Genomic DNA, 24,351 nt, shown 5'->3' with positions numbered 1-24,351 from the left:
CCGGTGAGCACGTAACGTTCTGATACGGCAGGCTTGGACGCTGTGTACTACGTCGGAGTGGACCTCGCCTGGGGCGACCGCAAGCCCACCGGACTCGCCGTGCTCGACGACGAGGGCGGGCTGGTGCACGTCAGCGCCGCCCAGAGCGACGAGGAGATCCTCGCCGCGCTCGCGCCCTACACCGCCGGTGACTGCCTGGTCGCGATCGACGCCCCGCTGATCGTCCGCAACGAGACCGGCAACCGGCCCGCCGAGGCCGCCCTCAACAAGGACTTCGCCCGGTTCCACGCCGGGGCGCACCCGGTGAACACCACCAAGCCGGAGTTCTCCGGCACCCCGCGCGGCGCCCGCATCGCGCACGCACTGAAGCTCGACCTGAACCCGCGCTCGGGCCGCGGCCGGCGCGCGATGGAGGTCTACCCGCACGCCGCCTGCATCTCGCTGTTCCGGCTCGGCCGCACGCTGAAGTACAAGGCCAAGCCCGGGCGCACCCGCGACCTGCTGCAGTCCGAGCTGCTGCGCCTGATGGGCCTGGTCGGCGGCCTGGCCGGGGCCGAGCCGCCCCTGCACCTCGACCGTCCGGGCTCACGCTGGCCCGAGCTGATCGAGGCGGCCGGCGGGGCCGTGCGCAAGAGCGAGCTGCGCGTGGTCGAAGACCAGGTCGACGCCGTGATCTGCGCCTACACCGCTCTTTTCGGGGCCCGCCACCCACAGATGATGACGACCTACGGCGATGTCGAGAACGGCTACATCGTCACCCCGACGCTGCCCGAGGGCCTGGAGCCGAGCAGCGCCGACGACCCGACCGCCGAGGACCCGGTGTCGGTGGCCGTGCGCGACTACGCGCTGCGTCAGCCCGCGCTGGTGGACGCGGCGGACACCTTCGTCGCGCTGGTCACCTCGATCCTCGACGAGGCGGGCATCAACTACCTGAGCGTCAACGGCCGGGCCAAGGCGGTGGCCTCGTTCGCCGGCAAGGCCTCCCGCCGCGGCCCGAACGGCGAGCTCGTCTACACCGACCCGCTGCGCGAGATCAACGACCAGATCGGTGTGCGGGTCATCACCTACGTGCAGGACGACGTGGCCACCGTGGCCGACGTCATCCACGACCAGCTCCTGGTCAAGAAAGACCGGGACATGGGCGAGATGGTCGCCCGGCAGGGCCGTTTCGGCTACCGCAGCCGGCACATGCTGATCGCCCTGGACGCCGCCCGCGAGGGCCACTCCGGCTACGAGCAGCTGCGCGGCCAGCACGCGTCGCTGCAGGTGCGCACCGTGCTGCAGCACGCCTGGGCCGAGTTCGAGCACGACATCCGTTACAAGGGAACAGTTCCCGCCGACCAGGCGCCCGAGCTCGACCGGCGCTTCACGCTCGCGGCCGGGCTGCTGGAGCTGGCCGACCAGGAGTTCTCGATCATCCGCGACCGGCTGCTCGAGCACAGCACGCCGGCGGTGGGCGACAACACCACCGACGACGACACCAGCGGGCGCGACACCGCCGACGACGACTCCCGCATCGGCGCCCGGGAACTGGCGGCCTTCCTGGCCGGGCAGTACCCCGGCTCGGGCTGGTCGCGCACCGAGCACTACACCTGGATCACCGGGCTGCTGGCCGAGCTCGCGATCACCTCGCTGCCCGAGCTCACCGAGGTGCTGCTGCCGGTCAACGAGCTGGACCTGAACGCCCGGATGGCCTACAAGTACCCGCCCGGTGCCGTGCGCCGCCTCGACGACGCGCTGCTGGCCGCGTTCGGCGAGAAGTACGTCGGGCTGCCCGGCAACGCCGACCGCCGTCCCCTGCTGAAGTCCCGCCTGGAGAAACTGCACCCGGACGAGACCGGCGAACCCGAGGAGTGAGATGCGCACCCCTGTCGCGATCATCGGCGCCGGCCCGGCCGGCCTCCTGCTGTCGCACCTGCTCGCCGGGCGGGGTGTGGAGTCGGTCGTGCTGGAGACCCGCACCCGCGACTACGTCGAGGCCCGCATCCGGGCCGGCATCCTCGAGCAGTCCAGCGTCGACCTGCTCACCGCGGCCGGGCTCGGCGAGCGCCTGCGGGCCGAGGGCGACCGGCACCGCGGCATCCACCTGCAGTGGCCGGGTGAGCGGCACCACCTGGACTTCGTCGACCTGATCGGGCGCACGGTCACCGTGTACGGGCAGACCGAGGTGCAGAAAGACCTGGGCCGGGCCCGGGACGAGGCCGGGCAGCCCATCCTCTACGGGGTGAGGGACGTCGCCCTGCACGACCTCGGGACCGACCGACCGTACGTCACCTTCGTGGACGCCGACGGGCACGAAGGACGCGTGGACGCGGACGTGGTGGCCGGCTGCGACGGCTCGTTCGGCCCGAGCCGGGCGGCGGTGCCGGACGCCGCGAGACAGACCTGGGAGCGCACCTACCCGTACTCCTGGCTCGGCGTGCTGGCCGACGTGGCGCCCTCGACCGACGACCTGATCTACGCCTGGCACCCCGACGGTTTCGCCCTGCACTCGATGCGCTCGGCCCGGGTCAGCCGGTTCTACCTCCAGGTCCCGGCGGGCACCGACGTCGCGGCCTGGCCGGACGACCGGATCTGGCAGGCCCTGGACGACCGGCTGGGCCTTTCCGGATGGACGCTCGGGACCGGGCCGGTGACCGAGAAGTCGGTGCTGCCGATGCGCAGCTTCGTGCAGCAGCCGATGCGGCACGGGCGGCTGTTCCTGGCCGGCGACGCCGCCCACATCGTGCCGCCGACCGGCGCCAAGGGGCTGAACCTGGCGCTGGCCGACGTGGCGCTGCTCGCCCCCGCCCTGGCCGGGCTGCTGCGGGGCGAGAACCGGCTCGCGGACACCTACTCGGACACCGCGCTGCGCCGGGTCTGGCGGTGCACGCACTTCTCCTGGTGGATGACCACGATGCTGCACACGGGTGACGACCCGTTCGACGCGCAGCTGCAGCTGTCGCAGCTGCGGTGGGTGACGGGCAGCGAGGCCGGGGCCCGGGGCCTGGCCGAGAACTACGCCGGTCTGCCCATCGACTTCGCAGAGTGACCACCGGCCCCCGCCGGGGTGACGCGTCCGGGGGCCGCTTCACCGGGCGCCCGCACGGGCCGAACGCTCGTCCATGCGCCTCGACGCCGGACGGCGTTATCTCCTGGTCGCTGCCGTGCTGCTCGGCAGCTACTGGCTGGCGCCCTCCGGGGCGCTCCGCGGCTGGCTGCAGGTGTCGATCAGCCTGAGCAGTGCCGTCGCCGTGCTGGTGGCCGCCCGTCTCGACCGGCCCCGGCGCGGGGCCTGGATCGTCTTCTCCTTCGCCTCGCTGCTGAGCGCGGCCGCCGACGGGCACACCGTCTGGCTGATCGCCCACGGGCAGACCCCCGCGTACCCGAGCTGGAGCGACGCCGGCTGGCTGAGCGGCAACCTGGTCGCGACGGCCGGGCTCCTGCTGCTGCAGCGCGGGCGCAGGATCGACGCGGCCGGGCTGCTCGACACCGGCGTGGTCACCGGCGCCGGCGGCCTGGTGCTGTGGGTGGCCCTGTTCCGGCCGCTGCAGGGCGGTCTCGACCTGACCGAGCTGGTCGGCATCCTCTACCCGGTCACCACGATCGGGATGCTGGGGGCCGCGGTCTGGCTGGTGACGAGTGTGCCGGCACCGGTCGAGGCATGGGCCACCACGGCGTTGACCGGGGCCGTGCTGACCGGTCTGGCCGGCAACGTGCTGTACGGCATGAGCGGGGGCACGCTGAACCCGGAGCACCGCTGGTTCGAGACGTTCTACCTGCTCATGTACATCGGCTGGGGTTACGGGGCGCTGCGCTCGTCGAGCCACCCGGCGCGCGGCGGCTCGACCGCGACCTGGATCGTGTCGCCGGTGCGCCTGGTCACCATGTACGGCGCGCTGCTCGTCGTGCCCGGCGTGCTCATGATCGACTACTTCTACGACCTGAACCTCAACCACCTGCCGATCGCCACCGCGTCCACCGTTCTGTCGCTGCTCGTGCCCGCCCGGCTCTGGCTGTCGATGCGCGACGTGCGGGCCTCCACCAACGAACGCGACGCCTACCGCACCGATCTGGAGCACCAGGCCGCCCACGACCCGCTCACCGACCTGCCCAACCGCACCTACGTGCGCGAGCTGCTCGCCTCCCTGATGCACCGGGCCGCCCGGGCCGGTGACGAGGTGGCCGTGGTCGTCGTCGACCTGGACTTCTTCAAGAAGGTCAACGAGCAGCTGGGCCAGGCCGCGGGCGACGAGGTGCTGCGCGTGGTCGCCGAGCGGATGAAGGGCGTCCTGCGTGGCGGCGACATCGTGGGCCGGCAGGGCGGTGACGAGTTCGTCGTGCTGATCGACCCGGTGCCGCCGCCGGCCGAGCTGATGGAGATCGCCGAGCGGCTCGTGACCGGGGTGAGCGTCCCGATCATGACCGCCGCGGGCCGGGCCTCGGTCGGGGCCAGCGTCGGGGTCGCGCTCGCCCGCGACGGGGAGACGGACGCCGAGAAGCTGCTGCAGGACGCCGATCTGGCCGCCCACCGGGCCAAGGCCAACGGCCGCGGCCGGGTCGAGATGTTCGACGCGGCGCTGCGGGCCGAGCTCGAGGCCCGGGCCCGGGTGGAGGCCGACATCCGCGCCGGACTGGCCCGGGGCGAGTTCGAGCTGCACTTCCAGCCGGTGATGACCGTGGCCGGCGGGCAGCTGCACTCCTACGAGGCCCTGATCCGCTGGCAGCACCCCGAACGCGGCCTGGTCCCGCCCAACGAGTTCATCCCGCTCGCCGAGGAGAGCCTGCTGATCTGCGAGATCGGGCGGTGGGTGCTGAACTCCGCGACGAAGCAGCTGGCGGCCTGGACCCACGCCGACCCGCGCAGCCACGGCGGGGTGACGATGGCCGTGAACATCTCGGCCCGGCACCTGGCCTCGCGCACGCTGCTCGACGAGGTGCGGCACGCGCTGGGCGAGAGCGGACTGGAACCCACCCGGCTGGTGCTCGAGATCACCGAGACCGTGGTGCTCGACGAGCCGACCGCCGACGCGCACCTGCGGGAGCTGCGGGCGCTCGGCGTGGCCGTGAGCCTCGACGACTTCGGCACCGGCTACACGAGCATCGGCCAGTTGCAGAACCTCCAGGTCGACACCCTGAAGATCGACCAGAGCTTCCTGCGCTCGAACGACGAGGCCACCCAGGCGCTGGTGCAGCTGATGGTCACGGCCGCGCACGCGTTCCGCATGGACGTGGTGGCCGAGGGCGTGGAGACGCAGGCGCAGCTCGACCGGCTCGGCGAGATCGGCTGCGAACTGGCCCAGGGCTACTTCCTGGGCCGGCCCCGCCCGGCGCGGGACATCGTGGTCGGTGGCCTCAGCGCAGCGAGCGGGTGATGCCCTCGGCCGCCACCCGCAGCGCCGTCACCAGCCGGGGCCGGTCCCGCTCGAGCGAGGGCACCACCAGCCCGATCGAGGCCACCACGTCGGCCTCCCGCCGCACCGGCACCGCCACCGAGCACCCGCCCAGGCTCATCTCCTCCACGGTCTGCGCGTAGCCCTCGCGCCGCACCCGTTCCAGCTGCGCCGCGAGCCGCCCGGGCTGGGTGATCGTGTACGGCGTGATCCGCGGCGGCCCGGCCAGCACCTGGCGCTGCACCTCGGCCGGGGCGTACGCGAGCAGCACCTTGCCCACCCCGGTCGAGTGCAGCGGCAGCCGGGAGCCGATCTCGCTGACCACCGGCACCGAGGCGTGCCCGGAGAGCCGGTCGACGTAGAGCACCTCGAGCCCGTCGCGCACGGCCAGGTGCACGGTGGCCAGCGTGGCCGCGTAGACGTCTTGCAGGAACGGCGAGGCGACCTGCCGCAGCCCGGTCTGCACCGGGGCGAGCAGCCCGAGATCCCAGATCCGGCGCCCGATCACGTAACGGCCGGAGCCGGGCAGCCGCTCCAGCGCCCGCCACCGCACCAGCTCGCCGACCAGCCGGTGCGCCGTGGGCACCGGGAGCCCGGCCCGCGACGCCAGCTCGGTCAGCGTGAGCTGCCGGTGCCGGTCGTCGAAGGCGCTCAGCAACGCCAGCGCCCGGGAGGTGACGCTCGCCGCCATGGTGCACCCCCGCGTCGTCGCATCCACCCACCGGAAGTGTGACCTGTCCGGCCCCGGAAGTGAACACCTGCCGTCGGGGGATGCCGACGGCAGCACCATCGAGAAGGCCCACCACCGGGCGGGTCTCACGCGCACCGCCCCGCCTGGACGACGCGCCGTACCACAGCGGCCTCCGGCACCACCGGTGAACGAGGTGACCGGCCGGGGACTCGCCGCCACCGACGGCACCGGTCACCACGCCCTCACCCACCGAGGGCCAGGCGGAGACCGAGCAGCCCCATCACCACCGCGATCACCCCGTCCAGCACCCGCCACGCCACCGGCCGGGCGAACACCGGCCGCAGCATCCGCGCCCCGAAACCCAGGGCGCTGAACCACAGCACGCTCGCCAGCACGGCCCCGGTCACCCACCAGGCGCGCCCCTCGTCCTGCCCGTTCGCGATCGAGCCGAGCATGACCACGGTGTCGAGGTAGACGTGCGGGTTGAGCCAGGTCAGCGCCAGCATCGTCAGCACCACGCCGCGGACCCCGGCCCCCGGCGCCAGTTCCCGCGCCGCCAGCACCTCACCGCCCGGCCGCAGCGCCCGCCGCGCGGCCATCAGCCCGTACGTCAGCAGGAACGCCGCGCCCAGCACCCGCACCACCGTCAGTGCGACCGGCGCACTCTGCACCAGCGCCCCCACCCCGAGCACACCGGCCAGGATCAGCACCGCGTCGGACGCGGCGCACACCACCACGGCGGGCAGCACCACCCGGGCGCGCTCGGCGATCCCGAGTCGCAGCAGGTACGCGTTCTGAGCGCCGATCGCGATGATCAGACTGAGGCCGGTGAGCAGGCCGAGCATGAGGTGCATGTGGGTGACGCTATGAGCTCCTCCGAGATTCAGTACAGCTCATGTTTCTGATGGTGCATAAGCTCGGCTCATGCAGTTCCAGCGCGATCACCTCGAGACGCTGCTCGCGGCCGTCGACGAGGGCACGTTCGACGCCGCCGCGGCGCGGCTCCACGTCACCGCGAGCGCCGTGAGCCAGCGGATCAAGGCGATGGAGCAGGCCGCGGGCCGGATCCTGGTGCAGCGCACCACCCCGGTGCGGCCGACCGCCGACGGTGAGGTGGTGGTGCGGCACGCCCGGCAGGCGCGACTGCTGGAGCAGGAGACCGCTCGGGCCCTGAGCGGGCCGGGCGGCACCGGAGTGCCCTCGCTGCCCCTGGCGGTGAACGCGGACTCGCTGTCGACCTGGTTCCTGGGCGCCCTGGCCGGGGTGCTCGAGCACACTGCGGTGGTGTTCGACCTGCACCGGGAGGACCAGGAGCGCACGTCCGGCCTGCTGCGCTCGGGCACGGTGATGGCGGCGGTGACGGCGGAATCAGTTCCGGTGCAGGGATGTTCGTCGGCGCGGCTGGGCACGATGCGCTATCACGCGGTGGCCTCACCGGGTTTCGCCGAGCGTCACCTCCGGGGCACGGCGAGCCTCGACACGGTTCCCCGGGTGGATTTCGACCGGCAGGACGGTCTGCAGCACGCCTTCCTCCCGTCGGGTCACGGCGCGCCGCGCCACTACGTGCCTACCTCCGACGACTTCGCGCGGGCGGTGCGGGCCGGGTTCGGCTGGGGAATGCTGCCCGAGCAGCAGTGTCTGGAAGACCTGGACGCGGGACGCCTGGTGGAACTGGCGCCCGGGCGGCCGGTCGGGGTCGAACTCTACTGGCAGCGCTGGAAACTGACCTCACCCCTGCTCGACGAGGTCACCCGGGCGGTGACGGCCGCGGCGGGGCGTGCACTGCATCAGGAGGAGAGGGCCTGATCCAGGGTTGCCACCATGCTCTGCGGCGGTATGTCGCTGACCAGGGCCCAGACCAGCTTGCGCCCTCGCTCCAGGCACCAGCCGACCTCGACGGACATCGACAGCACCAGGCGCAGGCCCAGTCCGCCGACCGCGGTGAGGTCAGGCCCGGGAGCGGTGGGAGTCCGGCCCGGAGCGGCGTCGGACACCACGAGCAGCCAGCCGCGGCTGCCGCGCGAGAGCGAGGCCGTCACCGGTGGATCACCGTGGCGCAGCCCGTTCACGGTCAGTTCACCCATGGTCATGGCCACCCGTTCACTGGCCGACGAGAACACGTGCCCCGAGGGATGAATCGTCTCCCCGGCGGCGACCGCCTCGCGGGCCTCGTCGCGGGCCTGCACCGATCCCTCGACGGAGGTGATGTCCCAGTCGATGCGCTGGGCCCAGAAGCCCACCGGCGGGCGGCCCGGCATCAGCACGGCCGCGCTCACGACTGTTCCACCTGGGCGCTGAGAAGGGCCTCGTCGGGCAGCCAGCGGGTCAGCTCGGTGGCACCCACCAGGCTGATCAGCTCGGAGACCCGGCGCGAGGGGCCCTGCAGCAGCAGTTCGGTGCCGGCGCTGCGCAGCCCGGCGGCCATGCGCACGACGAACGAGACGCCGACGGAATCCATCATCGTCACGTGGCGCACGTCCAGCACGGTGAGCCGCCCGGCGTCGATCGAGAACCGGCCCGCGTACTCCAGCTCGTCGCTGACCCGTACGTCGACGTCGCCGTACAGAATGACCAGCGTGTGGTCGTCCTGCGACAGAACGACCACGTCACCCGGAGCGCCGTCGTGCGGCGCCGAGGCCTGGGGGTCCTTCGACACCATTGCCTCCTGTCCTCCCGGCAGCGGGCGGTGAGACTCCCCGATGGTCTTCCCGTCTGCCTGCCCTCCCGCCCCCGCTCGACAATGATCACCGTGTCTTGATGGCCACAGGCCGGGGCAGCTTGCCTCGATATGCTAGCCCACCAGGGATTTCCTGCCCGGCGTGAGCACCGGGCAGGCCCGGAACACGCTGGCTGGAGGGGTTACGGTGGCCGACACGCCCGGAGATCACGGGGTCGCCGCCCTGCGCGCCGCGACCCGTCCCACGCACGAGCGCCTCGACGCCCTCGTCGACCTGAGGGCCTGGAACCACGAGACCCACCGCTGGTGGCTCGAGCGCATGCTGGGGCTGCACGAACCACTCGAGCGGGGCCTGGGCGCCTGGCGGGAGGTGTGGCCGGAGTCACGGCCTGCGCCCGACGTCGCCCGGCGGCGGCGTTCCGGGGCCATCGCGGCCGACCTGCGGCACCTCGGGCTCAGCCCGCAGGAGGTCCGGGCACTCCCACGCAGCCCTCTCCCACCTGCGGTGACCGGCCTGGGCCGGGCCCTCGGCCAGCTCTACGTGCTCGACGGCTCGGCGCTCGGCGGGGCGGTCATCGCCACCCACGCGATCGCGAGCGGGATCCCGGCCGGCGCGTGCGGCAGCCTGGCCCACTCCCGCGAGCGCGTCACCGTCTGGCACGAAACGAAGCGCCTGCTCGACGATCTCGCCCCGGCCGAGCTCGACGAGGCGGTGCGGGCCGCGGTGGAGCTGTTCGCGGTGTTCGAGGCGTGGCTGCACACGCCGACCCCTGGCAGGGTGGGTGGGTGACCTTCCCGGAAGCCGACCTCGACCAGTGCGCCCGTGAGCCGATCCAGTACCCGGGCTCGGTGCAGCCGCACGGTGTGATGATGGTCGTGCACCCCACGCGGCACACGGTGCTCACCGCGTCCGAGAACCTGCGCACCTTCCTGCCCGGAGCCCAGGGGCCGCACGCGCGGGATCTGCTGGGCCACGAGCTGTGGGCCGGGATCGAGGAGCGGGTGGCCGACGACGACCTGCTCGAACCGGTGCGCTGGCAGGGTCCTGAGGGCGGTCCGTGGGCCGGGCGGGCGGTCGACGTGCTGGTGCACCGCTCCGGGCCCGACCGGCTGGTCATCGAGCTGGAGGCGGTGAGCGACGCGTCGCTGGGCCGTTCGGTGTCCCTGTCGGCCACCCGCACCCAGATCAACCGGCTGCGCGGCGCGACCGACGTGTTCCAGCAGCTGGTGAGCGCCGTGCAGCGGGTCACCGGGTTCGACCGGGTGATGGTCTACCGCTTCGACCGCGAGTGGAACGGTGAGGTCATCGCCGAGCACCGCCGCGACTACCTGGAGCCGTTCCTGGGGCTGCGCTACCCGGAGTCCGACATCCCGGCCCAGGCCCGTCAGCTCTACACGCTCAACCGGCTGCGCTTCATCGTGGACTCGCACGCGGGCGCCGCCCGGCTGGTGCCGCAGCTGCCGGCCGACGGCCTCGGCGAGCTCGACCTGTCGTTCGCCCCGCTGCGCAGTGTCTCCCCGGTGCACCTGGAGTACCTGCGGGGCATGGGGGTGCGGGCGTCGATGTCGGTGTCGATGATGCGCGGCGGGGTGCTGTGGGGGCTGGTCGCGTGCCACCACTACGCGGGTCCGCTGCAGCCCTCGCACGACGAGCGGGCGGCGGCCGACTTCCTCACCCAGGCCGCGATGGAGATCGTCACGACCCGCGAGACCAGTGACGACGCGGCCCGTCTGGCGTCCGGGCGGCGTCAGGTCGAGGCGCTGCTGCCGTTGCTGGCGCAGCCGCAGGTCTCACCGGTGCGGGCGCTGGCGGGGGCCGACCTGGCCCGGGTCGCCGGGCTCGCCGACGCGGCCGGGGTGGTGGTGCGTACGGACGACGTGCGCACCTCGTGGGGGTCGGTGCCGGAACCGTCGGTGGCCGACGAGATCGTGAGGACGCTGGCGCGCACCGAGGGCGTCCCCGCCTTCACCGACCATCTCGCCCCCGGGCTGGGCAGTGACGCGGTGGCCGGGGCGCTGGTGCTGCCGCTGGCACCACGCACCTGGATCCTGTGGCTCAACCCCGCGGTCGACCGCACGGTGCGCTGGGCCGGTGACCCGCACGACAAGACCATCACGATCCGCACCGACGGCACGGCCCGCATCGGGCCCCGGAAGTCGTTCGCGGCGGCCGAGGAGAAGCTGCGCGGCCGCAGCGCGCCGTGGGACTCCTGGCAGGTGCAGTCGGTGCTGGCTCTGGGCACGGCGGCGATCGGGGCGCTGCGGCGCTACGAGCGCGACGCGGTGAACATCGTCGAGGACCTGCACGACTCCCTGCAGCCGGCGAGCCTGCCGCGGGTCGCGGACGTCGACCTGGAGGTGCGGTACGTGCCCGCGCCCGACGGCCGTTTCGCCGGCGACTGGTGGGACTGCTTCGAGCTGCCCGGCGGCCGGCTCGCCCTGGTCGTCGGTGACGTCACCGGCCACGGCAGCACGGTCACCGCCACGATGACCCAGCTCCGCACGGCGCTGCGGGCGTACCTGCTCGAGGGCGCTCCCCCGGCCGAGACCCTGGCCCGGCTGGACTCGCTGGCCCACCTGGTGTTCCGGCCGATCCTGGCCACGGTGGTGCTGGCGCTGTACGACCCGGCGACCGGCGCGGTCGAGGTGGCCCGGGCGGGACATCCGCACCCGGTGTCGTCGGTGCGCGGCCCGGTCGTGGTGCCGGCCCGGCCGCCGGTGGGGCTCGGCGTCGAGGTGCCCGCCGGGTCGTGGTCGGGTGAGCTGCAGCCGGGCGAGACCCTGGTGCTGTACTCCGACGGGCTGAGCGAAGACCGCCGGTCGTCGCCGGAGGAGGGCATCGCCCGCATCGCCGCCCGGGTGGCGGAAGCCGCCGCCGACCCGCCGGCGACGATGGCCGACCGGCTCGTCGCCGACGCCCCCGAACCCCGCACCGACGACCTCACCCTGCTCCTGGCCCGCCGTCGTCGGTGAACCGGGCCCGGCCACCCAGGTGAGCGACGAGCCTCAGGCGACCGCCGCGTCCACTGTCATCGTCGTCCGAGCCTCACAGCCACACGCACCACAGCGCCGCCAGCACCAGCAGCAGGGTCAGCCCGGTGGCCACCCCCACCGCGCGGAAACCGTGCACCGGGTCGGAGTGGTTGAAGTCCGTGACCCGCCCCCGGTGCCGGGCCCGCTGCACCAGGCTCAGCCCGATGCTCGCCGCCAGCCCGGTCAGCGTGAGCACCATCGCCACCACGATCGTCTCGGGCCGGCCGGTGCGGATGAGCAGCAGCGACACCACGGCGAAGGCCATCGAGGTGCGGATCCAGGCCAGGGTGGTGCGCTCGACCTGCAGGCCCGGGTCGTCGGAACGCACCATCAGCGCAGCAGCACGGTCCCGATGAGCACGAGCGCGGCCAGGCCCACCCCGTAGCCGATCAGCCCGACCAGGCCGAGCAGGGGCAGCGGCTGGTTCGAGCGCATCGCGCGCTCACCGGCCCACCAGCGGCGGTACGCGGCGACGGCCAGCACACCACCCATCAGGAGCAGCAGGGAGCTGAGCAGTTCCCGTTCGAGGTCGGGGACGTCGGTGAGGAAGGCGTCCGCACCGATGCCGCCGGCGACCAGGCCGAGCGACGTGCGGATCCAGGCCAGGAACGTGCGCTCGTTGGCCAGGGTGAACCGCGGGTCCGGAGCCTCCCCCTCGGACAGCAGTTTTCGCTCCCAGGAAGGCACCATGCCTCCAGGCTCGACCATTCACAGTCCGTTCACAAGCGTTCTGTCAATAGTGAGATGTATCCAATTTCAGACTGTTTCGAGGTTCCCACCAGAGCTGGTGGAGAAGGTCGGCTACAGGACGCCGCCGGGCATCTGCCAAGGTGGGGATCATGCGTCTGGTCATTTTCACCGAGCCCCAGCAGGGGGCGACCTACTCCGATCTGCTCAAGGTCGCCCAGACCGCGGAGGCGGCCGGTTACGACGGCTTCTTCCGTTCCGACCACTACCTCACGATGGGCGGCGACGGGCTGCCCGGCCCCACCGACGCCTGGGTGACGCTGGCCGGTCTGGCCGTCCAGACGTCCACCATCCGCCTCGGCACCCTGGTGACCTCGGGCACCTTCCGCCACCCGGGCCCGCTCGCCGTGAGCGTGGCCCAGGTCGACGAGATGAGCGGCGGCCGGGTCGAGTTCGGCCTCGGCGCGGGCTGGTTCGACGCCGAGCACTCGGCCTACGGCATCCCGTTCCCGCCCGTCGGCGAGCGCTTCGACCGTCTGGCCGAGCAGCTCGAGATCATCGAGGGCCTGTTCACCACCCCGGTCGGGCAGACCTACGACTTCCAGGGCAAGCACTACCGGTTCAGCGACTCCCCCGCGCTGCCCAAGCCGAAGCAGGAACGGCTGCCGTTCATCGTCGGTGGCAAGGGCGCCAGGCGGACCCCCGCCCTGGCCGCGCGGTTCGCCGCCGAGTTCAACACCCCGTTCGTCAAGCAGGACGAGGTGGGCCCGCTGTTCGAGCGGGTGCGCCAGGCCTGCGCCGAGGCCGGCCGCGCGGACCTGCCCACCTTCTCGTCCGCCGCCGTGGTCTGCGTGGGCCGTGACGACGCCGAGGTCAAGCGCCGGGCCGCCGCGATCGGGCGCGACGTCGAGGAGATGCGCGAGAACGGCGGCATCGTGGGCACCGTCGACCAGGCTGTCGAGGCCGTCGGCAAGTACCGCGAGCAGGGGGCCGCGCGGCTCTTCCTGCAGGTCCTCGACCTGGCCGACCTCGACCACGTCGAGCTGGTGGCCTCGCAGGTCGCGCCTCAGCTGGGCTGAGCCCCCGGCACCGCCGGATTCGAGGGGCGGATCGGGCATGATCACGGCAAGGTACTGCGTGATCACGCCCGATCCGTCTCCCCGAGGGAGTTGTGACGATGAAGTCGGTCCGGCTGGAGAAGGACGGCCCGGTGCGCCACATCGTGCTGGCCGCCCCGAAACGGCGCAACGCGCTGTCCGCCGCCATGCTGGACGAGCTCGCCGAGGCCGTGGCCCGGGTCGCCACCGACGACGACGCCCGGGCCCTGGTGGTGCGGGCCGAGGGCAAGGCGTTCTGCGCCGGGGCCGACATCCCCGGCCTCTTCGGTGACCTGAAACGGCCGACCCACCAGATCCGCGAAGACCTGAAACACGTCTACGGCAGCTTCCTGGGCGTGGCCGACCTGCCCGTCCCGACCATCGCCGCGGTGCAGGGCGTGGCCGTCGGCGCGGGCATCAACATCGCTCTGGCCTGTGACATCGTGATCGCCGGGCGGGGTGCCCAGTTCGCCGTCACGTTCGCCGACATCGGCCTGCACCCGGGCGGCGGGGCCAGCTGGTTCCTGACCCGGCGGATGGGGGCCGACCGGGCGCTGGCCGCGATCATCGCCGCCGAGACCATCTCGGCCGAAGACGGCCTGCAGCACGGCCTGGTCACCCGGATCGCCGACGACCCGGTCAAGGTCGCCACCACGCTCGCGCACCAGGCCGCCTCCCGGGATCCGGGCCTGATCCGCGACGCCAAGCGCGCCGTGCAGATCGCCGAGACCTCCGAGCTGCCCGAGGTTCTCGAGTTCGAGTCGTGGGCGCAGGCGGCCACCGTGGGCCGGCCCGACTTCGCCGAGTTCGTCGAGCGGTTCACCAAGCGGTAGGCACGCTCCACCCAGCGGCCGGCGATCGCTTCACCAGGCGATCGCTGCCTTCAGCCAAGCTTCATCGCTCACCGGCAACCTCTTTCTCGTCAGCCACTCCCGTGGTCCGCAGAAGGAGGTTCCACCGTGATGACCACCACCGGTACCGCTCACGGTGACCTCACGCCGCACCTGGTCGCCACCTCGATCTGGTCGGACGACCTGCTGCTGGCGGCCGGTCTCCCCCTCGTCGACGTCCCGCTCGTCAGCGTCGGCGGCGGTCCCGGCTCGCTCGCCCTGGTCGATCAGCTGCGCCGCCGCGCCGTGCCCCCGCACTCGCTGCGGGTGCTGTCCAACCTCGAGGTGCCCTGGCAGACCTTCGAGCACCTGGCCCGGGTGTCCCAGGCCACGGTGAACGACCCGATGGTGGACGACGTGGTCACCGGCCTGCGCCGCGACCACGATCGCGTCGGGTACCCGGCGATGCTGACCCGGGGCACCGTGCGGATGACGCGCCGGCGCGCGGGCGGCGGCTACTTCACCGTGCTCACGCCGGGGCCGGGGCCGTCCCCGCGGTCGGGCGCACCGCGCCGGGTAGTCTTCCGCAGCCGGTTCGTGCACCTGTCGCTCGGCCACCCGGGCCTGCGGATGCAGCCCGACCTGGTGCGCTACCGGGCCGACACCGGCGACCAGCACCGCGTCGTGCACTCCCTCGAGGGCCACGAACACGTCTACCGCGAGGTCGCCGCCCGCCGCTGCACCGTCGTGGTGCGCGGCGACGGGCCGGACGCCGCGCGGGTGCTGCGGCGCCTGGCCGCCGACCGCGCGGCCCGGCACACCGAGGTCCGCATCGTGCACCTCGCCGGCCCCGACAGGCCCGGCGACGACCTGCCCCGCGGCCGGAAAGAGGGCTGGTACCGGGCGATCCGGGGTGACGCCCAGCTGGTGCGGGCCCGGGGCACGCGTCTCACCCTGCTGCTGCGGCCGCCCACCGGGGGCAGCCCGCTCGAGATCACCGGCGACTTCCTCGTCGACTGCGCCGGGCCCGACCCCGACGTCAGCGGCCACCGCGTCGTCGCCGACCTGCTGGAACACTCCGGCGCGCGGCGCAACTCACTGAACCACCTGGCCGTGGAACCGACCGGCGAGGTCAGCGGCACCCGCACCTACGGCGGGCGCCTCTACGCCGGCGGGGCCGCCACCCGGAGCGAGCGCACCCCTGACGCGGACACCTTCGACGGCCTGCGCCGGGCCGCCCGCCACATCGCCGACGACCTGGCCCAGCAGGGATTCTGCGCGCGCCGCACGCCGTTCCGGCTGCGCCGGAGGCGGTCATGAGCATCGAGACGAGCCGCACCACGATCCGGCCCGGCACCGGGATCGTGCACCGCGGCCCGGGCCTGGCCCTGCTGATCGCCGACCCGGCCCACCCGGGGGCCCGCGCGCTGCTCGACGCCTGCACGGCCACGGCCGGCCGGGCCACGCTGCCCGCGCTCGCGGCCCGCGTCGGCGGCACCGACCTGCCCCCGTTCGCCCTGGCCCTCGAACCGCCGTCCGGCCCCGCCGGGTCCGACGACGGCGGGCTGGTGCTGCTGCTGCACAACGCCGTCGAGGCCGAGGTGCACGTGAGCGGCCGGGCCCCCGAGATCCTGCGCGGCAACGACTCCCTGGCCTGGGTCGAGCGGCGCTTCCCGTCCGGCGTGGAAGGTTTCCACCTCCGGACGGCCCACACGTACCCCGGGACGGGATCAGCGACAGCGGAGGGGATCTCGCTGAACCTGTCCCGGGGTACCCTCCTCGGCTCCGGCCTCGTCGTGGGGCGCGGCGACGGGAGCCCGGCCTCGGCGAGGGACGAGGTCACCGCGGAACGCCCCCTGGTCGTGCCCCGGTCCGCCCTCACCACCGAGGAGAACCTCGCCCGCACCGCACCCACCGTGAAGGCCCCGCTCGTGCGGCCGCCGGCTCACGACCGCAGCTACGGCTCGTCGCTGCCGCCCACCCCGCACCTCGGGCAGGAACGGCTCGAGCCCACGCCCCTGCGTACCCCCGGCGGCGGCCTGTCCGTACCCCGGCCCAACGTCGCGCCGATCGAGGGAGTGCTCTGCGCCCGGGCACACTTCACCGATCCCCAGGCGAGTTTCTGCTCCCTCTGCGGCATCTCGATGCACCAGGTCTCCCGCACGATCGTCCACCGGCCCCGCCCGGCCCTGGGTGTGCTGGTGCTCGACGACGGCACCTCGGTCACGGTCGACAGCGACCTGATCATCGGCCGCGACCCGGGTTCGCACCCCGCGGTGCGCGCGGGCGACGCCCGGCCGATGGTGCTCAACGACGACATCGACGGGGTCTCCCGGGTGCACGCCCGCGTCACGCTCGTCGACTGGACGGCCTGCCTCACCGACGAGGACTCCTCGAACGGCACCTTCCTGCTCGGCCCCCAGGGGGCCCGGCCGGTGCGGGGCGAGGTGCCGGTCGAGCTGACGGGCGGCACGACGATCCGGATGGGACGGCGCACCATGACCTACGACGCCTACCACAGCGGTGGCCGGTAGCCCGCGACCGACGGGGGTATGTCGGTCATGTCCCGACAGCCGATACTGTCCGGAAAGGAAGGAGGAGGCCGGGATGACCGTGACCAGCGGCGGGGGGCCGCACTCAGCCAGACTTCTGGCGACAGTTGTCGCTCTGATGCTGTCCTCGGTGGTCGGCGCCCTGCCGGCCCAGGCCTCCACGCCCGACGGCCACCACCACCAGGGCACGGCCGGCACGCCGTCCCCCAGCGCCACCGCCCACACCGAGCACGACGCCGACAGCCATGTCGACCTCCCCCGGGGCGGGCAGGAGTGGACCACCCCCGACCTCGTCGCCCAGGGCGCGCTGGTCCAGGTCGAGACCGTCGCCGAGGTGTACGTCGCACTGCACCACTACCACGTGGAGAAATACCGCTACCGCAAGGTCGAGGACCCGCAGGCGGTCTCCTCCGGCACCTTCGTGAACTCCCGCGGCCTGGTCATCACCGGCAAGGGCGCGCTCGCCGACGACGCGGCGCAGGAGAAGCGGTTCGGCACCTGGGGCGTCAACCAGGCCTTCGTGGACGCGAAGTTCATGAAGGAGATGCCCGCCGACCCGTTCGCCCGCACCACCATCACCGAGAAGAACAAGGGAACACTCGCCGACAGCCCGCCGACGAACCCGGAGATCAACGACCGGCTCCAGAGCTGCTACGCCTGGGAGACCTCGCACCACTGCGCCGTTTTCGTGGTCATGCGCCACCGGGTCCTGCCGAGCGTCACCGAGGGCGAGAACTCCGAGCTCGAGGGTCTGCCGCAGTCCGACGCCCGGGTGGCGGTGCTGTCCACGCAGCCGCGCGGCATCGCCCCGCTCACCCTGCAGCTGGCCAACCCCGAGCCGGGCGCGAAGTACTGGGTGATCGCCTCGCGCGGCGTCAACGAAGAGCCCGCCGTCGGCACCGGCACGCTCACCGACTCCGAGCGCTCGCCGATCTCCGCGGCCGACCTGGAGAAGTGGTCGAAGGAGTTCGGGCCGCTGGCCGAGGGCGCACCCGTGGTCTCGGAGCGCGGTGACCTGGTGGCGTTCCTGGGTACCCCGGAGGGCAGCGACGAGCTGGGGTCGGTGTCGTCGTCACACATGTCCAACGACCTGCGCACGTTCGGCCTGGCCCGCGACTCCAGCCCGGTCGACGCCCAGTTCCACGACGGGCTCGAGCTTTTCGAGGCGTCCCAGTTCGCCGCCGCGGTGCCCAAGCTGAAGGCCGCGGCCGAGGCGACGGGCGGGCAGCGGGTGGCCGTGGACCTGCTGGCCCGGGCCGAGGAGAGGTCCGGCACCGCCGAGGACCTCTCCGACGAGGCCGACGTGCTCACCCCCACCGGTGACGACGTCGCCGGGTGGAGCGGCCGCGCGATCGCGGTGTTCTCCGCCCTGGTGCTGGCCGTGCTGATCGCGGCCATGGTCGCGCTCGCGCTCACGCGGCGCCGTCACGGGGCCGGCGGCGAGGAGCCGGCAGAAGACGGGGCGGAGACCGTCCCTCCCACCTCGCCTCCCCCGGGAGGCGGGACGCGAGACCGGGCGAGTGCGTCGTCCTCGGACCAGCACCCGACCACCGTGTTCGCCGCGGGCACCACCGACCCGCAGGACCCGGGCGAGGAGCCCACCGTGAAACGGCCCGCACCACCGGCGAATCCGCACGCCCCGGCCCACCCTTCGGGCAGCTTCTGCCCACAGTGCGGATCCCAGCTGTCCCCCGGCGACCGGTTCTGCTTCTCGTGCGGCACCCCGGCGGGCCGCGCGGGCGCCGGCGTGAGCAGGGGCTGACATGACCGAGCCCCGGGGCACCCACGGCCGGACGATGCTGTCGCCCGGCGACGTGCTGGCCGGGTACGAGATCGAGGGCTACATCGCGCGCGGCGGCATGGCCGTGGTCCACCGGGCCCGTGACCTCTCGCTCGGGCGGCGGGTGGCGCTCAAGCTGATCGCCCCGGAACTGGCCGGCAACGACAAGTTCCGGCAGCGGTTCATCCGGGAGTCGGAACTGGCCGCGAGCATCGACCACCCGAACGTGCTGCCGATCTACGGCGCCGGTGAGGCCGACGGCGTGCTGTTCATCGCCATGCGTTTCGTCGACGGGCCCGATCTGGGGCGGGTGCTCGCGGAGGCCGGCCCGCTCGGCCCGGAGCGCGTGCTGCCGCTGTTCACCCAGGTCGCGGCGGCGCTCGACACCGCGCACGCGCACGGCCTGGTGCACCGCGACGTGAAGCCGGGCAACATCCTCCTCGCCCGCACCGACGGCGAGGACCACGTCTACCTCACCGACTTCGGCCTGACGAAGCGCTCCACCAGTCTGTCCGGCTACACCACGGCCGGGCACTTCATCGGCACGATCGCCTATGTCGCCCCCGAGCAGATCGCCGGCGAGGAGGTGACCTCGGCGGCCGACGTGTACGCGATGGGATGCGTTCTGTACGAGACGCTCTCGGGGCTGCCGCCGTTCCGGCGCGACGACGACGCAGCCCTGCTGTGGGCGCACATGCAGGCCACCCCCGACCCGCTGCCCGGGGTACCGGCGGCCGTGAACGAGGTGATCGCGCGGGCGATGGCCAAGGACCCGGCCGAGCGCACCACCTCGTGCCGGGCCGTGGTCGCCGAACTGCGCGAGGCGTTCCGCGTGAATGCCCCCGGCGCACAACGCCGTCCGTCCCCCGACTCGATGGACGACCAGCCGAGCCTGAACGTCCCCCTCCCCCAGCCACCCGCACCGGGGGCGGTGACCACCGGGGCGACCACCACGTCCACCATCGGCCCGAAAACCCGTAAGGCGCCCTGGATCGCCGCCGTGCTGGCCGTGACCGCCCTGCTGGCCGCGGCCTTCGTGGTGCTGCCGCGCTGGCTGCAGCCGGAGTTCGTGAGCTACACGGGCACCGAGAAGGCCACTTCATGGTTGGCTTTCGACCGGCCCACCGACTGGTCACCGCACTCGAACCTGAGCAAGACCTGCTTCTGCACGAACCAGTACGGCGGGGTGCTCGAGACCGGCGACTGGGCCAACGTGATCGCCGCGATCAAGGGCGGCACCACCGTGGAGGGGCTGTACGCGGAACAGACGCGCCGCCTCGACCTGGACGACTCGGTCGCGGTGAGCCAGCACCTCGAGACCTTCCTGGCCGAGAACAGGAAGGAGCTCGGCGCGCCGGTGCGCACCACCATCGACAACCGCTCGGCCTGGGTGGTCGAGGGCACGCTGACCGCCAGCAAGGATCCGACCCTGAAGCTGAGAATCCGCTACCTGATGGTGATGTCGGAGTCCGGGCGGGACACCGACCACATCGTGCTGTTCACCCGCGACTCCGACCACGACCGGCTCGCCGAACGCCTCGACCGGGTGGAGAAGTCCATCCGGTTCCTCGAGAACGGTTAGAGCTCACTCCGTCTGGCGGTGACCGTGTGCTGCGGCGAACCGGTGCGCCGCGAGGGCGCCCGCAGGAACAGCACGGTGTCGCCGATCTGCAGCGTGCCCCCGAGTTTCAGCAGCGCCCGGTCGTGCACCTCGACACCGTCGACCACCACGCCGTTGGTCGAGCCCAGGTCGTTCACCGCGAAACCCTCGGGTGTGCGGGCGATCGTGGCGTGGCGGCGGGAGACCAGCGGATCCCAGTCGAGGCGGATGCCGCAGTCGGCGGAGCGGCCGATCACCAGCGGGGTGGCCTCGAGCAGGGGCCGGGCCTGCAGCGTGCCCGAGGCGTCGAGCCAGACCAGGGTGGGCGCGGTGCTGGCCGGGAGCACCGGCGCGATGCTGTCGACCGAGTCGGCCTGGCGCAGGATCATCGCCTCCAGCTCGCGCAGCGCCGGGCCCGGATCGAGCCCGCCCTCGTCGGCCAGCACGGTGCGCGCGCGACGGTAGGCGGCCAGGGCCTCGCTCTGCCGCCCGGCCACGTTCAGCGCGAGCATCAGCTGACCCCAGAGCCTCTCGCGCAGCGGCGCCCCGGCGAGCAGGTGCTCGATGCGCTCGGGCAGCTCGGGCGAGCCGCCGCCGGCGAGCTCGGCGTCGAACAGCACCTCGCAGGCACTCAGGCGCAGGTCGGAGTGGAAGGCCCGGCGGCCCTCGAGGGCCGGGACCGGCACGTCCGCGCAGAAGTCGCCGCGCCAGGCGTCTACCGCGGACCGCAACTGCCGAAGACTCTCGGGGGTCGGCCGCCGGCGCACCGACTGCAGCGCCCGGTCGAGACCGGAGGCGTCGGTGGAGACGACCGCGTCGTCGAGGCGGTAGCCGCCGCCCTGCCGTTCGAGGGCCGCGCCGTAGGGCGCGAGCAGCGAGCGCAGCTGGGAGACGTGCACGTGCAGCGTGTTCGGGGCCGGGTCGTCGACGTCGTAGAACGCCTCGTCGAGCAGGGCGCCGACGGTGACGGTGCGGCCGGCCCCGGCGGCCAGGAGAGCGAGGATGGCCTTGCGGCGCTTGCCCTGCACCGAGACGGGACGGCCGTCGACGTGCAGCTGCAGCGGGCCGAGCAGGCCGATGTGGACGCGGTCTTCCATGACGGTCCTCCCCTCAGCCCAGGTGCGGCGCGAGCTCCTCCAGTATGAGCTCGCGGGGTCTGACGCCCTGGACGCGGGCGACCTCCTGCCCACCCCGGAAGAGCACCAGGGTGGGCATCCGGGAGACCTGGTAGAGGTCGGCGACCACCGGGTTCTCGTCGACGTCGACCGTGACCACCCGCAGGCGCCGCGTCTCGTCGGCGGCGATCTGCTCGAGCACCGGGGCGATCGTCTGGCAGGGCGGGCACCACGGTGCGGAGAAGTCGACGAGCACCGGCCGGGGGCTCGCCAGGACGTCGGCGGCGAAGGAGGCCTCGGAGACGGTGGTCAGGGGCATCCGCCCAGGTTATCGGGCGGGCTGCAGTTCTCTCGCCCCGACCGGGACCACGGCCTTGCGCGGGGTGCCGTTGACCAGGTACGACCCGGTGAGCACGAGCACGAACCCGAGCAGGGTGAAGACCGTGACGCGCTCGTCGAGGAAGAGCGCACCGGCCGCCACGGCGACCACCGGGTTCAGGTAGACGATGGTGGTGGCGCGCACCGGGCCGAGCTCGCCGATCAGGGCGAAGAGCAGCAGGAAGGCGGTGGCGGTGCAGATCGCGGCGAGAACGACGACGGCCACGAGCACGTCGGCCGAGGGCAGCGTCGCGGGCACGCCGGGGCCGAGCAGCACCACCGGCACGTAGACCAGGGCGGCCGCGGTGATGCTGACGGCCACCACCGGCAGGCCGGGCAGGTCACCGAGCCAGCGCGAGAGGATCACCGGGCCGAGCGCGTAACCGGCCACCACGACGCCCATCTCGGCGACCGCGCCGAGGTCGGAGACGTTCACGTCGAGGCCGACGAGGGTGGCCACCCCCACCGTTCCGAGCAGCAGGCCGAGTGCACCACGGGTGCCGAAGCGCTCGGTGCTGCCGGTGAGCAGCGCGATCACCACGCCGACCACGGGCACGGCCGAGATCAGGATCGCGGCGGTCGAGCTGGTCAGGGTCTGCTCGGCGTGGTTGAGGGCGACCCAGGGCAGGGCCACCTCGACCACCGTGTAGGCGAGCAGGGGCTTCCAGTGCCTGAGGACGTCGGGGAGACTCGAGCGGTGACGGCGGCTCGCGAGAGTGAGCGGCAGCAGGATCAGGGCGGCCAGGCCGGTGCGGGCCAGGACCAGCACCGAGGGGGCCAGTTCGGCGCCCGCGACCTTGATGAACATGTACGGGATGCCCCAGGCCAGGCCCAGGCTGAGGAACAGGACGACGGCTCGCCGATTCATGACTCTCAGCATGCTCTGGTGCTGAACGTTAAGTCCATCTAGATTTTCTTCATGTCAATCGACAGCCCGGACTTCACAATCGATCTGCGCAAGCTGCGGCTGCTGCGGGAGGTCGAGCAGCGCGGCACGGTCGCCGCGGCGGCGGCCGCCCTGCACCTGACGCCCTCCGCGGTGAGCCAGCAGCTGGCCGGGCTGGCCCGCGAGCTCGACGTGCCGCTGCTCGAGAAGCAGGGACGCGGCGTGCGGCTGACCGGTCACGCGCGGGTGCTGCTGGGGCACGCGATCGCGATCGAGGCCCAGCTCGAGCGAGCCCGGGCCGACCTCGCCGCGTTCGACGACGGACTGGTCGGCGAGGTGCGCGTGGCCACGCTGCCGAGCGCGGTGGCGGCGGTGCTCGGCCCGGCCATGAGCCAGCTGCGCACCGAGCGGCCCGGTCTGCAGATCCACGCGCGGGACATGGACATCCGCGGGGCGATCCGGGCGCTGGACGCCGGTGAGGTCGACATCGCGATCACGGTCGACCATCCCGGCGGGCCGCGGCACGACGACCCCCGCTACGCCCGGTTCGACCTGATCAGCGACATCCTCGACGTGGTGCTGCCCGACGACCACCCGCAGGCCGGCTGCGCCGAGATCGACCTGGCGCTGCTCGCGCACGACGAGTGGATCTCCTCGAACCCGAACGACGCCTGCTCGGCGATCGCCGACAATGCCTGCGCGACCGCCGGTTTCCGGCCCGACGTGCGGCACTGGACGATGGAGTACGACGCGCTCGCGGCCCTGGTGGCGGCCGGGGCCGGGGTGGGCCTGCTGCCCCGGCTGGCCCAGCCGCTGCGGTTCCCGAACGTGCGCACGATCCCGGTGGCGGGCCCTTCACCCGCCCGGCTGGTCTACGCGATCACCCGGGCGGGCCGGTCGGCCGACGCACCGACCTCGGTGGTGCTGGACAAGCTGCGCGAGGTGGCCTCGGCCCGGCACGACGCGACGTCAGCCGCGGTGAAAACCCTCTGACCGGCTGCCGTTCAGCTCACGCCACTCGCTGTCCAGGGCCTTCGTGCGGCGCCGGTCGAGCCAGAACCGCGACCCGCGGTACCAGAACACCCCCACCAGCACGGCGGCCCCGGTCAGGCCGAGGCCGAACCCGAGGGTGTCGAGCCAGACGTTGAGCGTGCTGGTGGGGGCCGGGGTCATGGCGCCCCGGTCGTCGACCCACACCGGCACGCTGTCGCCGGCCACCGTGGCGGAGGTGACGGTGATGTGCCCGGTGTGCTCCACGCGGTCGGGGTAGACCCACGACAGCGTGGCGAGATGGCTTCGGGCCAGCTGGGTCTCGGGGTCGGCCTCGACCACCGTGGCGGGCACCAGGTGACGTTCCGACCGCTCCTGGGCGGACACCTGGGAGTAGTGCTGCCAGGTTCTCAGGCTGCCGACCAGGGCGACGGGCAGCACCGCCAGCACGAGCAGCACCGCACCGAGCGCGCAGAACGCCTGCAACCGGTCGCTGCGGCGGCGTAACGGGTTGTGGGCCCGGCCGAAACCGGGCCGGGCGGCCGCCGCGCAACGCCGGAACCAGACCCGAACAGGAGACCTCATCGTCCGCCTCTCATCCCCGGAACATCCGGAACGCCGTGTCTCCCCTCTATTCAGTCCCTCCTGCGCGCAAAACGCCAC

At 73.0% G+C, this 24,351-nt stretch carries 23 protein-coding genes; 13 read left to right on the top strand and 10 right to left on the bottom strand.

What is annotated here, in order from left to right:
- Positions 1 to 42 precede the first annotated feature (42 nt).
- From J2S57_RS22335 to J2S57_RS22325, 3 genes are all read left to right on the top strand, one after another.
- Positions 43 to 1,857: a DUF429 domain-containing protein gene (locus tag J2S57_RS22335; RefSeq protein ID WP_307246163.1), complete on the top strand. Its 1,815-nt coding sequence runs from the start codon at positions 43 to 45 to the stop codon at positions 1,855 to 1,857.
- A 1-nt stretch (position 1,858) separates the two neighbouring features.
- Positions 1,859 to 3,031 (top strand): 4-hydroxybenzoate 3-monooxygenase, encoded by a 1,173-nt coding sequence (locus J2S57_RS22330; RefSeq protein WP_307246161.1) that lies wholly within the window; start codon positions 1,859 to 1,861, stop codon positions 3,029 to 3,031.
- A gap of 73 nt (positions 3,032 to 3,104) precedes the next feature.
- Positions 3,105 to 5,354: a putative bifunctional diguanylate cyclase/phosphodiesterase gene (locus tag J2S57_RS22325; protein WP_307246159.1), complete on the top strand. Its 2,250-nt coding sequence runs from the start codon at positions 3,105 to 3,107 to the stop codon at positions 5,352 to 5,354.
- Here J2S57_RS22325 and J2S57_RS22320 read toward each other — a convergent pair.
- Together J2S57_RS22320 and J2S57_RS22315 are read right to left on the bottom strand one after the other, a co-directional pair.
- Positions 5,335 to 6,063, bottom strand: coding sequence for an IclR family transcriptional regulator (locus J2S57_RS22320; RefSeq protein WP_370882697.1), 729 nt, complete (start codon positions 6,061 to 6,063; stop codon positions 5,335 to 5,337). The two genes, J2S57_RS22325 and J2S57_RS22320, sit on opposite strands and share 20 nt — an antisense overlap.
- A gap of 242 nt (positions 6,064 to 6,305) precedes the next feature.
- Positions 6,306 to 6,908, bottom strand: coding sequence for a LysE/ArgO family amino acid transporter (locus J2S57_RS22315; RefSeq protein ID WP_370882696.1), 603 nt, complete (start codon positions 6,906 to 6,908; stop codon positions 6,306 to 6,308).
- 79 nt (positions 6,909 to 6,987) lie between these two features.
- Here J2S57_RS22315 and J2S57_RS22310 point away from each other — a divergent pair, with 79 nt between their 5' ends.
- A complete protein-coding gene (locus tag J2S57_RS22310) occupies positions 6,988 to 7,869 on the top strand; it encodes a LysR family transcriptional regulator ArgP (protein ID WP_307246153.1) in 882 nt (293 codons plus the stop codon).
- Here the strand turns inward: J2S57_RS22310 and J2S57_RS22305 are convergent.
- Both J2S57_RS22305 and J2S57_RS22300 read right to left on the bottom strand, forming a co-directional pair.
- On the bottom strand, positions 7,851 to 8,339 hold the full coding sequence (locus J2S57_RS22305; RefSeq protein WP_307246151.1) for an ATP-binding protein: 489 nt from the start codon (positions 8,337 to 8,339) through the stop codon (positions 7,851 to 7,853). The genes J2S57_RS22310 and J2S57_RS22305 overlap by 19 nt on opposite strands.
- Positions 8,336 to 8,722, bottom strand: a complete 387-nt coding sequence (locus J2S57_RS22300; RefSeq protein WP_307246149.1) for an STAS domain-containing protein — start codon at positions 8,720 to 8,722, stop codon at positions 8,336 to 8,338. The genes J2S57_RS22305 and J2S57_RS22300 overlap by 4 nt, the downstream gene beginning before the upstream one ends.
- A gap of 205 nt (positions 8,723 to 8,927) precedes the next feature.
- On the opposite strand from J2S57_RS22300, the gene J2S57_RS22295 reads away from it, so the two are divergent.
- On the top strand, positions 8,928 to 9,530 hold the full coding sequence (locus J2S57_RS22295; RefSeq protein ID WP_307246147.1) for a biliverdin-producing heme oxygenase: 603 nt from the start codon (positions 8,928 to 8,930) through the stop codon (positions 9,528 to 9,530).
- On the top strand, positions 9,527 to 11,713 hold the full coding sequence (locus J2S57_RS22290; RefSeq protein ID WP_307246146.1) for a SpoIIE family protein phosphatase: 2,187 nt from the start codon (positions 9,527 to 9,529) through the stop codon (positions 11,711 to 11,713). Before J2S57_RS22295 ends, J2S57_RS22290 begins: the two co-directional genes overlap by 4 nt.
- Positions 11,714 to 11,786: 73 nt before the next feature.
- On the opposite strand, the gene J2S57_RS22285 is transcribed toward J2S57_RS22290, so the two are convergent.
- Positions 11,787 to 12,104 (bottom strand): DUF202 domain-containing protein, encoded by a 318-nt coding sequence (locus J2S57_RS22285; protein ID WP_307246144.1) that lies wholly within the window; start codon positions 12,102 to 12,104, stop codon positions 11,787 to 11,789.
- Positions 12,104 to 12,463 carry a YidH family protein gene (locus tag J2S57_RS22280; RefSeq protein ID WP_307246142.1) on the bottom strand — a complete coding sequence of 120 codons (360 nt, stop codon included), beginning with the start codon at positions 12,461 to 12,463 and terminating at the stop codon, positions 12,104 to 12,106. The genes J2S57_RS22285 and J2S57_RS22280 overlap by 1 nt, the downstream gene beginning before the upstream one ends.
- Before the next feature lie 149 nt (positions 12,464 to 12,612).
- Between J2S57_RS22280 and J2S57_RS22275 the strand changes: the two genes are divergently transcribed.
- The 6 genes from J2S57_RS22275 to J2S57_RS22250 all read left to right on the top strand — a co-directional run bounded on the left by J2S57_RS22275 (position 12,613) and on the right by J2S57_RS22250 (position 20,301).
- Positions 12,613 to 13,539 (top strand): TIGR03560 family F420-dependent LLM class oxidoreductase, encoded by a 927-nt coding sequence (locus J2S57_RS22275; RefSeq protein ID WP_307246140.1) that lies wholly within the window; start codon positions 12,613 to 12,615, stop codon positions 13,537 to 13,539.
- Between the two features lie 98 nt (positions 13,540 to 13,637).
- Positions 13,638 to 14,390 (top strand): enoyl-CoA hydratase, encoded by a 753-nt coding sequence (locus tag J2S57_RS22270; RefSeq protein WP_307246138.1) that lies wholly within the window; start codon positions 13,638 to 13,640, stop codon positions 14,388 to 14,390.
- A 129-nt stretch (positions 14,391 to 14,519) separates the two neighbouring features.
- Positions 14,520 to 15,707, top strand: a complete 1,188-nt coding sequence (locus tag J2S57_RS22265) for an FAD/NAD(P)-binding protein (protein ID WP_307246136.1) — start codon at positions 14,520 to 14,522, stop codon at positions 15,705 to 15,707.
- Positions 15,704 to 16,921, top strand: a complete 1,218-nt coding sequence (locus J2S57_RS22260; protein ID WP_307246134.1) for an FHA domain-containing protein — start codon at positions 15,704 to 15,706, stop codon at positions 16,919 to 16,921. Before J2S57_RS22265 ends, J2S57_RS22260 begins: the two co-directional genes overlap by 4 nt.
- 73 nt (positions 16,922 to 16,994) lie before the next feature.
- Positions 16,995 to 18,701 carry a zinc ribbon domain-containing protein gene (locus J2S57_RS22255; protein WP_307246131.1) on the top strand — a complete coding sequence of 569 codons (1,707 nt, stop codon included), beginning with the start codon at positions 16,995 to 16,997 and terminating at the stop codon, positions 18,699 to 18,701.
- 1 nt (position 18,702) lies between these two features.
- Positions 18,703 to 20,301 (top strand): serine/threonine-protein kinase, encoded by a 1,599-nt coding sequence (locus J2S57_RS22250; protein ID WP_307246129.1) that lies wholly within the window; start codon positions 18,703 to 18,705, stop codon positions 20,299 to 20,301.
- On the opposite strand, the gene J2S57_RS22245 is transcribed toward J2S57_RS22250, so the two are convergent.
- The 3 genes from J2S57_RS22245 to J2S57_RS22235 are packed head-to-tail and all read right to left on the bottom strand — an operon-like array spanning position 20,298 to position 22,680.
- Positions 20,298 to 21,416, bottom strand: coding sequence for a BTAD domain-containing putative transcriptional regulator (locus J2S57_RS22245; protein ID WP_307246127.1), 1,119 nt, complete (start codon positions 21,414 to 21,416; stop codon positions 20,298 to 20,300). The two genes, J2S57_RS22250 and J2S57_RS22245, sit on opposite strands and share 4 nt — an antisense overlap.
- Before the next feature lie 13 nt (positions 21,417 to 21,429).
- Entirely contained in the window at positions 21,430 to 21,753 is a 324-nt protein-coding gene (gene trxA / locus J2S57_RS22240; RefSeq protein WP_307246125.1) for a thioredoxin, read from the bottom strand.
- A 9-nt stretch (positions 21,754 to 21,762) separates the two neighbouring features.
- Positions 21,763 to 22,680, bottom strand: a complete 918-nt coding sequence (locus J2S57_RS22235; RefSeq protein WP_307246123.1) for a DMT family transporter — start codon at positions 22,678 to 22,680, stop codon at positions 21,763 to 21,765.
- A 51-nt stretch (positions 22,681 to 22,731) separates the two neighbouring features.
- On the opposite strand from J2S57_RS22235, the gene J2S57_RS22230 reads away from it, so the two are divergent.
- Positions 22,732 to 23,691 (top strand): LysR substrate-binding domain-containing protein, encoded by a 960-nt coding sequence (locus J2S57_RS22230; protein ID WP_307246121.1) that lies wholly within the window; start codon positions 22,732 to 22,734, stop codon positions 23,689 to 23,691.
- Here J2S57_RS22230 and J2S57_RS22225 read toward each other — a convergent pair.
- Entirely contained in the window at positions 23,668 to 24,273 is a 606-nt protein-coding gene (locus J2S57_RS22225; RefSeq protein WP_307246118.1) for an Rv1733c family protein, read from the bottom strand. The two genes, J2S57_RS22230 and J2S57_RS22225, sit on opposite strands and share 24 nt — an antisense overlap.
- Positions 24,274 to 24,351: the final 78 nt, after the last annotated feature.

It is taken from the genome of Kineosporia succinea, assembly GCF_030811555.1.
In the GTDB taxonomy this organism is placed as follows: Bacteria; Actinomycetota; Actinomycetes; order Actinomycetales; family Kineosporiaceae; genus Kineosporia; species Kineosporia succinea.
The sequence above is the reverse complement of the archived record's forward strand: the minus strand, read 5'-3'. Positions and strand labels throughout refer to the sequence as shown.

Excerpts from the sequence above, each read along its gene's own strand:
- J2S57_RS22235 (WP_307246123.1), bottom strand. The coding sequence starts at position 22,680 with ATGAATCGGCGAGCCGTCGTCCTGTTCCTCAGCCTGGGCCTGGCCTGG.
- J2S57_RS22270 (WP_307246138.1), top strand. The coding sequence starts at position 13,638 with ATGAAGTCGGTCCGGCTGGAGAAGGACGGCCCGGTGCGCCACATCGTG.
- J2S57_RS22225 (WP_307246118.1), bottom strand. The coding sequence starts at position 24,273 with ATGAGGTCTCCTGTTCGGGTCTGGTTCCGGCGTTGCGCGGCGGCCGCC.
- J2S57_RS22245 (WP_307246127.1), bottom strand. The coding sequence starts at position 21,416 with ATGGAAGACCGCGTCCACATCGGCCTGCTCGGCCCGCTGCAGCTGCAC.
- J2S57_RS22260 (WP_307246134.1), top strand. The coding sequence starts at position 15,704 with ATGAGCATCGAGACGAGCCGCACCACGATCCGGCCCGGCACCGGGATC.
- J2S57_RS22315 (WP_370882696.1), bottom strand. The coding sequence starts at position 6,908 with ATGCTCGGCCTGCTCACCGGCCTCAGTCTGATCATCGCGATCGGCGCT.
- J2S57_RS22320 (WP_370882697.1), bottom strand. The coding sequence starts at position 6,063 with ATGGCGGCGAGCGTCACCTCCCGGGCGCTGGCGTTGCTGAGCGCCTTC.
- J2S57_RS22255 (WP_307246131.1), top strand. The coding sequence starts at position 16,995 with ATGACCGTGACCAGCGGCGGGGGGCCGCACTCAGCCAGACTTCTGGCG.
- J2S57_RS22300 (WP_307246149.1), bottom strand. The coding sequence starts at position 8,722 with ATGGTGTCGAAGGACCCCCAGGCCTCGGCGCCGCACGACGGCGCTCCG.
- J2S57_RS22230 (WP_307246121.1), top strand. The coding sequence starts at position 22,732 with ATGTCAATCGACAGCCCGGACTTCACAATCGATCTGCGCAAGCTGCGG.
- J2S57_RS22325 (WP_307246159.1), top strand. The coding sequence starts at position 3,105 with ATGCGCCTCGACGCCGGACGGCGTTATCTCCTGGTCGCTGCCGTGCTG.
- J2S57_RS22275 (WP_307246140.1), top strand. The coding sequence starts at position 12,613 with ATGCGTCTGGTCATTTTCACCGAGCCCCAGCAGGGGGCGACCTACTCC.
- trxA (WP_307246125.1), bottom strand. The coding sequence starts at position 21,753 with ATGCCCCTGACCACCGTCTCCGAGGCCTCCTTCGCCGCCGACGTCCTG.
- J2S57_RS22280 (WP_307246142.1), bottom strand. The coding sequence starts at position 12,463 with ATGGTGCCTTCCTGGGAGCGAAAACTGCTGTCCGAGGGGGAGGCTCCG.
- J2S57_RS22285 (WP_307246144.1), bottom strand. The coding sequence starts at position 12,104 with ATGGTGCGTTCCGACGACCCGGGCCTGCAGGTCGAGCGCACCACCCTG.
- J2S57_RS22330 (WP_307246161.1), top strand. The coding sequence starts at position 1,859 with ATGCGCACCCCTGTCGCGATCATCGGCGCCGGCCCGGCCGGCCTCCTG.
- J2S57_RS22265 (WP_307246136.1), top strand. The coding sequence starts at position 14,520 with ATGACCACCACCGGTACCGCTCACGGTGACCTCACGCCGCACCTGGTC.
- J2S57_RS22250 (WP_307246129.1), top strand. The coding sequence starts at position 18,703 with ATGACCGAGCCCCGGGGCACCCACGGCCGGACGATGCTGTCGCCCGGC.
- J2S57_RS22310 (WP_307246153.1), top strand. The coding sequence starts at position 6,988 with ATGCAGTTCCAGCGCGATCACCTCGAGACGCTGCTCGCGGCCGTCGAC.